Here is an 11,980-nt window from a genome sequence, read left to right as displayed (position 1 = left end):
GCTCCTTCGAAGGACATGAAAATGATACAGACGAGATGTTCGGACCCGGTCATCCTCAATCTCTGGCATCCGATCGGCGCCATTGCCGAGATGACGCCAAACAGTGTGGTGGAGACGACCCTGCTCGGGGAGCAGGTCAGTTTCGCAATTGGCGCGACCGGCGCCATCGGAGTGTGGAGATCCCGGCCCGACCTGCGATCCGGAGACCGGATCGACCCGGCCTCGATCCATGAAGCGCTGCCGGCCAAGAGCGCCTATGGCTATGTCTGGACCTCGCTCGGTTCGCCACCGGCCGAGCTGTTTCCGATCCCCGAATATGAAGAGCCCGACCGCCGCAAGCTCAACGCGGCAACGTTTGGCGTCAACGTCTCGGCACCGCGCGCCATCGAGAACTTTCTCGACATGGGCCACTTTCCCTACGTGCACACCGATATCCTCGGCGTTGAACCGCATACCGAGGTCAAAGAATACGACGTCGAGATATCCGTCGACCGCGACGAGATCCTGGCCACGCGTTGCCGCTTCTTCCAGCCGATGGCTTCGACCGCTTCGGATGGTGGCGCCGACGTGGACTATATCTACCGCGTGCCGCATCCCTATTGCTCGGTGCTCTACAAATCGAGCCCGGTCGACGAAACCCGGCGCGATGTCATCGCCGTCTTCCTGCAGCCGGTCGATCAGGAGCATGTGCGCGCCCACATGCTGCTTTGCGTGCTCGATGAAGACAATGAAGACAAGATCATCAAGCGCTTTCAGCAGACGATCTTCGGACAGGACAAGCCGATCCTCGAGAACCAGGTGCCGAAGCGCCTTCCGCTGGACCCGCGCGCCGAAACACCGATCCGGGCCGACAAATCGGCCATCGCCTACCGGCGTTGGCTTAGCCAGAAGGGCGTGACCTACGGCGTCATCCCGGTTGCGGCCTGACACTATTTTTTGGAGACGACGAATGTTGCAAGAAGCCAGAAGCCGGTGGCATCCAATCGCCGCTGCCTATGATTTGCCTTACCGCCACGTCTTCCATGGCCAGCTGCTTGGTCGGGAATTTGCTGTCTGGCGGGCCGATGACGGCTACGTCAATATCTGGGAGAACCGTTGCCTGCATCGCGGTGTCAGGCTCTCGATCGGCATCAATGACGGGCGCGAACTGAAGTGCCAGTATCACGGCTGGCGCTATTCGAACCGCACTGCCGGCTGCACCTATATCCCCGCGCACCCGGCCGACGCGCCGGCCCGCACCATCACCAACCGCACCTTTCCGGCGGTGGAACGCTATGGGCTGGTTTGGTCCTCGGAAGAGCCGCGCGGCGAACTGCCTGATGTCGTTGGACTTGCCGAAGGCAAGCTGCTCGCCTTGCGTGGAATTCCGGTCAATGCGCCGGCCGACAAGGTCGTCGAAAGGCTGAAAGCCTATCGCTTTCAACCCAATGGGGCGATCGATGGTGAGGGCGCCGAAATCCTCATCGACGCGGCCCAGGATTTTGCCGTGGCGCTCTGCTCGCGCGACGGCGATGCGCAGACGCATGGCGTCTTCTTTGTCCAGCCGGTTGATTCCAACCGTTCGGTGATCCGCGGCGTGCTCGATCAGGGTGCCGAAGGAGCCGCGCGCATCGACATACTGCGACACCACAATGAACGGCTTTCCAAGTTGCGCGACCAGGTCGAGCGCGAAGCGGCAAATGTACCTTCGCCTACGCCCATCGAACCTGTCTACGAAAAAGTGTCAGCCGAACTCGCCGAAATGCCGGAACTGACGACGCATGGCCGCAAGGCGGCGCTGCGCGTCACGGTGGCACGGAAATGGCAGGCAGCCGACGGCATAGCCGGGTTCGAGCTTCGCCCGATCAAAGGCCTTCTGCCCACATTCCAGCCGGGGGCCCATATCGATGTCCATATGCCCAATGGCGAGGTGCGGCAATATTCGATCACCAACGGCCCTGGCGAGACCGACAGCTTTACCATCGGCGTCAAGCTGGAGCGGGATTCGAAGGGCGGTTCGAAATGCATGCACGAGACCGTGCGTGAAGGCGACGTGCTGGCGATCTCCGAGCCGCGCAACAATTTTCCGCTTCGCCGCGACGCGATCAAGACGCTGTTCGTCGCCGGCGGCATCGGCATCACGCCGCTGCTGGCCATGGCGCAGGCGCTGAAGAACCAGGATCTGGCGCACGAATTGCACTATTTCGCGCAAGGAGAGGAGCATCTCGCCTTTTCCGATCGCTTGCGGCAACTCGGCGGCTCACTGGTGCCGCACCTTGGCCTGACGCCCGAACAGACAGGCGCGAAATTGCGCGAACTGCTTTCCCCATACCGGAACGGCATGCATGTCTACATCTGTGGGCCCGGCCCGATGCTGGAGGCTGCCCGCAAGATCGCGGCAGAGCAGGACTGGCCGGACGCTTCCGTGCATTTCGAGTATTTCAAGAACACCAACAAGATCGACGACAGTTCGAGCTTCGAAGTGGCCCTCGCGCGTTCCTGCGTCACGCTCAAGGTGCCTGCTGGCAAGACCATCATGCAGGTGATGCGCGAGAATGGCATCGATGTGCCGTCATCCTGCGAGCAGGGTGCCTGCGGCACTTGCGTGGCGACCGTGATCGAAGGCGAGCCGGACCATCAGGACGTCTATTTGAACGATGCCGAGAAAAAAGCGGGGACCAAGATCATGACCTGTGTCTCGCGCGCCAAATCGGCACGCCTCGTGCTGGACATCTAGGAGCTGCCGATGATCACCCTTTATGACTACGAACTGTCCGGCAATTGCTACAAATTGCGCCTGCTGATGAGCTTTCTCGGCATCGACTACAAGACGGTGCCTGTCGACTTCTACCCGGGCCGCGAACACAAATCCGAATGGTTCCTGAGGCTCAATCCGCTCGGGCAACTGCCGGTACTCGATGATGACGGACTGGTGCTGCGCGACGCGCAGGCGATCCTTGTCTATCTCGCGGCGAAATACGATCCATCAGGCACGTGGTATCCCAGGGACAACCCGGCTCTACTCGGCGAGATCAGCCAATGGTTGGCCTTCGCCGACGGGATCACTTCGACTGCGTCGGCCGCCCGCTTGCATGACGCTCTGTTCTACGATTTCGACATCGACGCCGCCCGCGCCGGCGCGCACCGGTTGTTCCGCATCCTCGACGAACAACTGTGGTTCGGCGAACAGCAAGGCCGAGACTGGATTTGTTCGGCCGGTCATCCGACCATCGCCGACGTCGCCTGCTTTCCATACATCATCCTGTCGGAGGAGGGCGGTGTCCCGCGTCAGGACTATCCGGCCATCCGGCGCTGGTGCGATCGGATCAAGCGCATCAAGGGCTTTACCGTCATGTCGGGCGTGTTCCCCGCCGGCCCCACCAAGGTCGCCGCATAGTTGATCAGAAAGAGCCTGAGTTACGGCTCGGCAGAACACTCATTGGGAGAGAAAAGATGAAAACCCGCGCCGCAGTCGCTGTCGCCTCCGGAAAGCCGCTGGAGATCATGGAGGTCGAGCTCGACGGTCCGCGCGAGGGCGAGGTGCTGGTCGAGATCAAGGCGACCGGCATCTGCCACACCGACGAATTCACGCTGTCTGGCGCCGATCCCGAAGGCCTGTTTCCGGCCATCCTCGGCCATGAAGGCGCCGGCGTCGTCGTCGATATCGGCAAGGGCGTCACCTCGGTCAAGAAGGGTGATCACGTCATCCCGCTCTATACGCCGGAATGCCGGCAGTGCCCGTCTTGCCTGTCGCGCAAGACCAATCTGTGCACGGCGATCCGCGCGACGCAGGGCCAGGGCCTGATGCCGGATGGTTCGTCGCGCTTCTCGATCGGCAAGGACAAGATCTTTCACTATATGGGCTGCTCGACCTTCTCCAATTTCACGGTCTTGCCCGAGATCGCGCTGGCCAAGGTCAATCCGGACGCGCCCTTCGACAAGATCTGCTACATCGGCTGCGGCGTCACCACCGGCATCGGTGCTGTCATCAACACCGCCAAGGTCGAGCAAGGCGCCACTGCGGTCGTCTTCGGCCTCGGCGGCATTGGCCTCAACGTCATCCAGGGTCTGAAGCTTGCCGGCGCCGACATGATCATCGGCGTCGATTTGAACAACGACAAGAAGGGCTGGGGCGAGAAGTTTGGCATGACGCATTTCGTCAATCCGAAGGAGATCGACGGTGATGTCGTGCCCCACCTCGTCAACATGACCAAGCGCGGCGCCGACCAGATCGGCGGCGCCGACTACACATTCGACTGCACCGGCAGCACCAAGGTGATGCGTCAGGCGCTGGAAGCCTCGCATCGCGGCTGGGGCAAGTCGGTCGTCATCGGCGTTGCGGGTGCTGGCCAGGAGATCTCGACCAGGCCGTTCCAGCTGGTCACCGGGCGGACCTGGATGGGCACCGCTTTCGGCGGCGCACGCGGCCGCACCGATGTGCCGAAGATCGTCGACTGGTACATGGACGGCAAGATCCAGATCGACCCGATGATCACCCACACGCTGAAGCTCGAGGACATCAACAAGGGTTTTGATCTCATGCATGCCGGTGAGAGCATTCGCAGCGTCGTGGTTTACTGATCGGTTTGAGCCATACGCCGCGCTGAAAGCTCTGTGTTCCCAAAATACCGGCTTCCCCAGCATCGGCGTAAGACCGGCGGCGCAACAGGCATTCCGGAATGCCCGCGCCGCCGGTCGATCAGAGCCTGGGCCATCTCGTAGAATCGGGATCATGGTCCAATCCACCAAGGTTGCCGCGATCCCGACCGATGCCGTAGACACAGCGACCGTGATTGGCGTTTTGAAATTGGCGGAGAAGAACCACATGTCAGAGTCGATGAAGATCATCTCCGCCGTCAGGTCGCATGGTGGCATGCAGGGCGTCTATTCCCACGCTTCGGATGCCTGCGCCTGCGACATGAATTTTGCCGTTTTCGTGCCGCCGCAGGCCCGGGAAACCCCTTGCCCGGTGGTATGGTACCTCTCTGGCCTCACCTGCACCCATGCCAATGTGATGGACAAGGGCGAGTACAGGCGGATGGCCGCGGAGCTTGGCCTGATCGTCGTCTGTCCCGACACCAGTCCCCGCGGCGCCGATATTCCCGATGAAAAGGACAATTGGCAATTCGGCAGTGGCGCCGGCTTCTACGTCGATGCGACGCAAGAGCCTTACGTGAAGAACTATCGGATGTATTCCTACATCACCGTGGAACTGCCGGCTCTGATCGCACAGGAATTTCCGGCCGACATGAGGCGTCAAGCGATCTTTGGTCACTCGATGGGTGGCCACGGCGCGCTGACGATTGCGCTGAGAAATCCAGAACGCTTCAAAAGCTGCTCGGCGTTTGCGCCGATCGTGCAGCCAGCCACCGCCGGCTGGTCGAGGCCTGCTTTCGAAAAATATCTCGGCAACGACGAGGCCTCGTGGCGGCGCTACGACACCACCTCGCTTATCGAGGATGGGCACCGTTTTCCGGAATTTTTCATCGATCAGGGTATGTCGGATGGATTTCTCAACGATGGGCTGAGGCCCTGGCTTCTGGAAGCGGCCTGCGCCAAGGCCGGCATTCCGCTGACGCTGCGAATGCAGGACGGCTACGACCACTCGTATTTCTTCATTTCGACATTCATGGACGACCATCTGAAACGGCATGCGGAACGGCTTGCATAAGCCGAGATCCGAGCGATGTGCGCGGACCCCGCCGCATTGAAATTATTGATAAATTTCAATCGGAAGCGCCACCGCTAAGCACAGATTATTTAGATATTTCAATATCTTAACGAAGCTTGGTAGCGGGAGCGCGCTACCGCCTTTCACCCCACACACTGAACTGCCAGTTTCGGCTTCGCTGCTGCGGCTGAGCGAAGCGAGGCTCTCTAACTACGAATCTGGGGGTCAGGAGTTCGAATCTCTTCGGGCGCGCCATTTTCCCACCACTCCAGAACAAAGATGGGCACCGCAGCGATGGCGGCTTTGCGCCTGATCTCGGCCGTCCAGGACCCCGTAGCCGCCGCCTGGAAGCGGCCGTCGCCGACAGCGAAGTTTAGTTCGAGGTTGTGCTGGAGCGGACAGCCGGTTTTCAGATCACCTATCTGAGTAGGGGCGTCACGAAATCATGGTAGATCGATTTGGTTGCGGCGCGGTCAAATGTCGGCCAGAGGAGGTCTCGTGGCGCATGAGAAAACGCTCGGTGGAGCGGATGATCGCGATCAACATCAGATTGATCACCAGATAGAGCACACCGGCAATTGCAAAGATCTCGAAGATGGCGAAGGTCTGGCTCATGAGCCGTTTGGCATAGCCGGTTATTTCGAGCACCGTGATCGTCGAGGCAAGGCTAGTCCCCTTGACGACGAGGATGAGCTCATTGCCATAGGCCGGCAGCGCCTGGCGGATGGCGAGCGGAAACTCGATGCGCCGGAACCGCAGTATGCGCGACATGCCGCACGCCTGGGCCGCTTCGACGAGACCAACCGGAACCGACATCAATCCGCCGCGCAGAATTTCGGACGTGTAGGCAGCCGTGTTCAGCGCAAGCGCCAGGACGGCGCAGCGCGCGCCGTCGCTGATCACCCACCACAAAGCCGCGTTATCCTTGATCAGGGAAAGCTGGCCAAGCCCGTAATAGAACAGGAAAATCTGCACCAGCAGTGGCGTCCCGCGAAAGACATTGGAATAATATTTGGCGAAGCCTGACAGGAAGCGGTTCGACGACAGCCGCATCAGCGCCAAGCCGAGGCCCAGATTGAAGCCGATCAGCACCGAAACGAACGTCAGTGCCGCTGTGACCCACAGGCCCTTGAGCAGGACGGGAACCGCTAGCTGGATGAGATCCATCATACTACTTTCTCGTCCTCACCCTGAGTAGGCGTTCGATGCCGTCGAACCCGGCTTGGCTGACGAGCGTAATGGCCAGATAAACCACAGCCGCGATCAGGTAGAAGATGAACGGGTGGCGGGTGGAATTGGCGCCAATGAAAGAAATGCGCATCAGCTCCTGAAGGCCGACCACCGAGACCAGGGCCGTGTCCTTGATCGTGGTCTGCCAGACATTGTTGATGCCGGGAACCGCGATGCGCAGCATCTGCGGCGCTATGATGCGGCGAAAGATCCGGCCGCCCGATAGCCCGAGCGCGCGAGCGGCCTCGATATGCCCATCGGGGATCGCCCCCAGGGCTCCGCGCACGACCTCGGTCGAATAGGCGCCGGAGATCGCGCCGATGGCGATGACCGCGATGACGAACGCATAGCCGCTCTCCGCGACACCGGCATAGCCGAAAGCGGTCACGACCTTGGTCACGAATTCAACCGAACTGAAAAACAGGAGGTAGATGATGAGCAGTTCGGGTACGCCGCGCACCAGCGAGGTATAGGCATCAACGAGCAGCGAGAGCGGAAATATCCGGGCCCATTTGATCAAGCCGCAGACAATGCCGATCACCAGCCCGGCCGCCATGCTGACGAGACTCACAAGGATCGTTATCGATGCGCCACGCAGGATGGCGGTCACCCAACCCGCTTCCCAAACCTGCCAGAGACCGAATTCCATCTGCGTTGCCCTAGTCTGTCGTGCCAATGAAGTGCATGCGCCCGGCGGTCCGGGCGCATGCGAGGATTCCAAGGCGTTATTTGCAGGGCCGGGAAATGTCCGTCTTGAACCATTTCTGGCTTGCCTTGCCGACCGAGCCGTCCGCGATCAGCTCGCAAAGCGCCTTGTCGATCTTGGCCTTGAGTTCGGTGTTGTCCTGCGCGATGCCGACGCCGATGCCTTCGCCAAGCGTCGGGTCGTACGTGCTCTTGATCTCAACGCCGACCAGTTGGAAGTTCTTGCCATCGGGCTTGTCCAGAAAATCCTGCAAGGCGGATTGATCGGCGAAAGCCGTGTCGATACGGCCGCTCGCCAGGTCGATCTGCATCTGGTCAAGCGTGTCGTAGGTTTTCAGGTCGGCATTCGGCGCACGCTTCTCGATGAAATGCGCGTGGGTGGTGCCAGCCTGCACGCCGACCTTCTTGCCGTCGAGCGACTTCAGCAGCGTGTCGACATCGGTGATGGCGGCCAGATCAGAACCCTTGGCCGCGACGAACATGTTGGCCAGTTCGGCATAGCCGACGCTGAAATTGATCTCCTTCTTGCGATCGGCGGTGATCGACATGCCCGAGATGATGACGTCGAAGCGCTTGGCCTTCAGCGCCGGGATCAACCCATCGAACGCCTGCACGACGAAATGGCACGTCACCGCGAGTTTGGTGCACAGCAAAGCGCCCACATCGGCGTCGAAACCGGTGACGTTGCCATTGGCGTCGGACATGCTCCATGGCGGATAGGCGCCTTCCGTTCCGATGGACAACTCGCCTTCGGCCGCCAATGCGCTTCCCATGCTTCCCGCGAGACATGCGAGCAGCGTCAAGACTTTCAATTTCATATCAGTTCCCCTTGTTGTTGGTCTTCATTGCCGTTGTCCGGCGCGAACCGGACGTTTCGAGAATGCGGGCTTCCCTCACAGTGTCCGTGCCAGGAATTGGCGCAGACGCTCCGAGCGCGGGCTGCCGAACAGCTCCGCTGGCGCACCCTCTTCCTCCACCTTTCCCTGGTGGAGAAACAGAACCTTGTGGGAGACCTCGCGCGCGAACTGCATCTCATGCGTCACGAGGATCATGGTGTTGCCTTCCTCCGCCAGTTGACGGATCACCCGCAGCACCTCGCCGACCAGTTCGGGATCGAGCGCCGAAGTCGGTTCGTCGAAGAGGATGACCTTGGGCCGCATCGCCAGCGTGCGGGCGATCGCCGCCCGTTGCTGCTGGCCACCGGACAACTGGCCGGGATAATGGGCGTGCTTGTCGGCGAGCCCGACCTTCTTCAAAAGGGCGTGGGCATGTTCGATGGCCTTCTCGCGGGGCTCCTTCAAGACGTGCCGGGGCGCTTCGATGATGTTCTCCACCACCGTCATGTGCGGCCACAGATTGAAGTTCTGGAACACCATGCCGACGCGGGCACGGATGCGTTCGACCTGCGCCATATCGGCTGGCCCAAGACGGCCGTTCGACAGCGGCTTCATCTTGATGACCTCACCGTCGATGGCGACCTTGCCGCCATCCGGCTGTTCCAGAAGATTTATGCAGCGCAGGAACGTGCTCTTGCCCGAGCCCGACGAGCCGATCATGGAAATGACTTCGCCTGCATGGGCGGTGAGGTTGACGCCCTTCAACACCAGAAGCGAGCCGAAGCTCTTGTGAAGCTCGTCGATCTGCACGGCCGGCGTGGTGATCTTCGCCTCGTCAGCGGGCGCCGGATCAGCCACCACGGCGGGAACGGTTGGCCGCGTCTGTTCGCTGCCGATGGCCGCGTCCTGGGTTACCTCGACAGTCCGTAGATCCGCCAGCGCACGGTCGAAATAGCGCAGGCTGCTGGTAAGGCAGGTGCGTTGCCAGTCCGGGTCATCCGGAAAGAAGGCAGCGCGCAGCGTGTCCCGAATCCGCTTGCCCAGCGGCGAATCGAGCTTGCCGAACAGATGCAGCCAGTTGTCGGCCTGGACCACTTCCATGACAGCCGGCCCGTCCAGCGTGCCGCACTCGACGACAAGCGGCAGCACGCGCGCATTCGGCATTGCCCTGCGGACGGCGTCGGAGACATAGCCGGTCGCCGTCGCCGCGATGCCGGTACCGGTCCTGGCGCCCGGGCCGGTCAGCACTGTTGCCAGCGCCGGCCCGAAGATGGATTTGCCCCAGGCAAGGCCGGCATGCTCGGAACTCGCCACCGAAAGCAGAGCCGGATAACCGTAAGGCCCTGCCCCGGTATGCAGGTCGAAGACGATGACATGGCGTGCTGCGCCGGCAAAGGTCTTCAGAATTTCGTTCAAGGTGCGGTTCGACCAGACCGGGCCACCACCGCCGTAGAACATGCCGTCGGCGAACTCATACTGGCCGGCCTCGACGATCGCCGCCAGCCCGGCATGCCCAAGCCTCTTGCGCGCCACGGCGAGCTTCTCGTCGGCCGCTGTGCGGTCCGGCCCTTCCCATTCGCGATAGGCCACGGCATCGTGCAGGCCCGCATAGCCATTGTTGACCGGAGTGCTCGAAGACCAGTCGATGAAGTTGCGGTTGAGGTCGACATTGTCCTCGTTGACGCGCCGCGACCATGCCGTGCCCCAGGGATTGATGAGGTGAATGGCGAGGATGGCTGTGTCGCCGGGCAGGCACCGCAGGTACTTCTGGCCGAGCCAGGCGGTCTGGCAGGTCGAGCCGAACGGGCCTTCGACACCATGCGTGCCGGAGATGAGCACGATCAGCTTGCGCGCATCACGGCGGCCAAGCAGCGCCACATCCGTCGCCAGCGTCTCGCCATCCGGGCCGTTCAGCGGATGAACATATTCCGACAGTTCCGCGCCCGCCCGCTCAGCGGCTTCGCGAAATCCCTGGCGCAGGGTGGCGAAATCACAGGCATAGGCTGGTGCTGGCTCATCATGGCGCATGGTCGATCCCACTGGACCGCTGGCGGTTGCGGTCAATCCGTTCATTCCCTGTCGTTCCACCGTGGGGCTATTCATCGTTTGTGATCGCTCGCGTTCTGAGGTGGCAATCGGCGCTCATTGTCGGAAAGGAGCGGCCTGGAGGACCGGACGAACCAGGCGTCAGAGGGAAGCACCTTGTCGGGGTTCATGATCGACTGATCGTCCAGCGCTCGTTTCACCCGCTCCATCGCGGCGAGCTTCGTCGGGTCAGCCGTCGCCAGCAGCGAATGGATGCGCTTGGACCCAACACCGTGCTCGGCGGAAAAGGAACCGCCAATCTCCCGCAGTTGTTGATACAGGACGCCCTCAGCAGCCTCCGCCACATCAGGCGCCAGCGGACCCTGACGGTTGAGGATGATATGCAGGTTCCCGTCGGCCAGGTGCCCGAAGACATAGGGCGCCAGACCCGGTTCGATCGCGGCGAGCCCGGGCAGGATTCTGTCGAGATAGGCCGGAATTTCCGACAGAGGCACCGATACGTCGAAGGAAGGCGCATGGGGATGGGCGCGATAGAGCACGCCGGTGTCCTCGCGCAACCGCAACAGGTCGTCCTCTTGCCGGCGCGAGCCGGCAATGATGCCGGTGGCTTCGGGATAGCGCTCCATCACTTCCGAATAGATCCGCTCGAAATCCTCGCGCAGCGCCTCTTCGCGCGCGCCGCCAAGCGACAGCAGCAGGAACAGCGGCTGGTTGAGCGGCACGCCGGGTTCGGACCATCCATGCGCGGCGGCGGCCAGGCTGAAATACGAGGTCCACATCGCCTCCGCCGCGCGCAGATGCCCGGCATCCGATTCAAGTGCCAGGCGAATGGTTTGTAGAGCCGCTTCGACAGACGGCAGCCCGAAAAGCGCGGTGGCGGTGGCTCGCGGCGAAGGGTCGAGCTTGACGACCACGCGGGTCACGATGCCAAGCGTGCCCTCGGCGCCGATGAAGAGATGCTTCAGATCGTAGCCGGCGGAATTCTTCACCACCCGGGTCAGATCGGAATAGACCGATCCGTCGGCCAGCACGGCCTCCAGGCCAAGCACACGATGGCGCATCACGCCGTTGCGAAAGGCCATCACCCCGCCCGCATTGGTGGACACCATGCCGCCGATCGTCGCCGAGCCGCGCGCGGCAAGGTCGATGCCTGGCTCCAGCCCGTGTTCTAGAGCGGCCACCTGCAGGGCTTCGAGGGTGACACCGGCGCAGACCACGGCCACGCGTTCGAGCGGATCGAGCCGCTCGATGCGGTTCATGCGTTCCAGGGAAAGAACGATCTCGCCTGGCCGCGAAACGCTGCCGTCAACCAGGCCGGTCCGCCCTCCTTGCGGCACGATGGGAATCTCGTTCTGGCGGCAGATGCGTACCACCGCCACGACCTCGCCGGTCGATGAAGGCGCAACGACGATGCCAGCGCCGCAAACCGTCCCGTTCGAACCAAGGTCGATCGCCCCGGCATCATCACCGATCCGCACATTCGAGGCGCCAACGACATCGCGGATCGCGTCGA

General features: G+C 61.8%; 10 protein-coding genes. 5 read left to right on the top strand and 5 right to left on the bottom strand.

Features of this window, described 5'->3' with window-relative positions:
• Window positions 1–21: 21 nt before the first annotated feature.
• The 5 genes from ACFOJ9_RS25545 (at window position 22) to fghA (ending at window position 5,650) form a co-directional block, all read left to right on the top strand.
• On the top strand, window positions 22–927 hold the full coding sequence (locus ACFOJ9_RS25545) for an aromatic ring-hydroxylating dioxygenase subunit alpha (protein WP_378982466.1): 906 nt from the start codon (window positions 22–24) through the stop codon (window positions 925–927).
• Window positions 928–949: 22 nt separating this feature from the next.
• Window positions 950–2,716 (top strand): 2Fe-2S iron-sulfur cluster-binding protein, encoded by a 1,767-nt coding sequence (locus ACFOJ9_RS25540; protein ID WP_378982464.1) that lies wholly within the window; start codon window positions 950–952, stop codon window positions 2,714–2,716.
• Between the two features lie 9 nt (window positions 2,717–2,725).
• A complete protein-coding gene (locus ACFOJ9_RS25535; protein WP_378982462.1) occupies window positions 2,726–3,376 on the top strand; it encodes a glutathione S-transferase family protein in 651 nt (216 codons plus the stop codon).
• A gap of 56 nt (window positions 3,377–3,432) precedes the next feature.
• Window positions 3,433–4,560, top strand: a complete 1,128-nt coding sequence (locus ACFOJ9_RS25530; RefSeq protein WP_378982460.1) for an S-(hydroxymethyl)glutathione dehydrogenase/class III alcohol dehydrogenase — start codon at window positions 3,433–3,435, stop codon at window positions 4,558–4,560.
• A 244-nt stretch (window positions 4,561–4,804) separates the two neighbouring features.
• On the top strand, window positions 4,805–5,650 hold the full coding sequence (gene fghA, locus ACFOJ9_RS25525; protein WP_378988055.1) for an S-formylglutathione hydrolase: 846 nt from the start codon (window positions 4,805–4,807) through the stop codon (window positions 5,648–5,650).
• A gap of 435 nt (window positions 5,651–6,085) precedes the next feature.
• On the opposite strand, the gene ACFOJ9_RS25520 is transcribed toward fghA, so the two are convergent.
• The 5 genes from ACFOJ9_RS25520 to ACFOJ9_RS25500 form a co-directional block, all read right to left on the bottom strand.
• Window positions 6,086–6,817, bottom strand: a complete 732-nt coding sequence (locus tag ACFOJ9_RS25520) for an ABC transporter permease (RefSeq protein WP_378988052.1) — start codon at window positions 6,815–6,817, stop codon at window positions 6,086–6,088.
• Window positions 6,818–6,821: 4 nt separating this feature from the next.
• The gene (locus ACFOJ9_RS25515; protein WP_378982458.1) at window positions 6,822–7,529 is read right to left on the bottom strand and encodes an ABC transporter permease; all 708 of its coding nucleotides are present in this window, start codon (window positions 7,527–7,529) and stop codon (window positions 6,822–6,824) included.
• A 76-nt stretch (window positions 7,530–7,605) separates the two neighbouring features.
• Entirely contained in the window at window positions 7,606–8,403 is a 798-nt protein-coding gene (locus ACFOJ9_RS25510; protein ID WP_378982456.1) for a transporter substrate-binding domain-containing protein, read from the bottom strand.
• A 75-nt stretch (window positions 8,404–8,478) separates the two neighbouring features.
• Window positions 8,479–10,449: a DUF2817 domain-containing protein gene (locus tag ACFOJ9_RS25505; protein WP_378988049.1), complete on the bottom strand. Its 1,971-nt coding sequence runs from the start codon at window positions 10,447–10,449 to the stop codon at window positions 8,479–8,481.
• 71 nt (window positions 10,450–10,520) lie between these two features.
• Complete coding sequence (locus tag ACFOJ9_RS25500) at window positions 10,521–11,945, bottom strand: FAD-binding oxidoreductase (protein WP_378988046.1); 1,425 nt, start codon at window positions 11,943–11,945, stop codon at window positions 10,521–10,523.
• Between the last annotated feature and the right edge of the window lie 35 nt (window positions 11,946–11,980).

Origin of the sequence: Mesorhizobium cantuariense (genome assembly GCF_042647205.1) — a bacterium.
In the GTDB taxonomy this organism is placed as follows: domain Bacteria; phylum Pseudomonadota; class Alphaproteobacteria; order Rhizobiales; family Rhizobiaceae; genus Mesorhizobium; species Mesorhizobium cantuariense.
The sequence above is the reverse complement of the archived record's forward strand: the minus strand, read 5'-3'. Positions and strand labels throughout refer to the sequence as shown.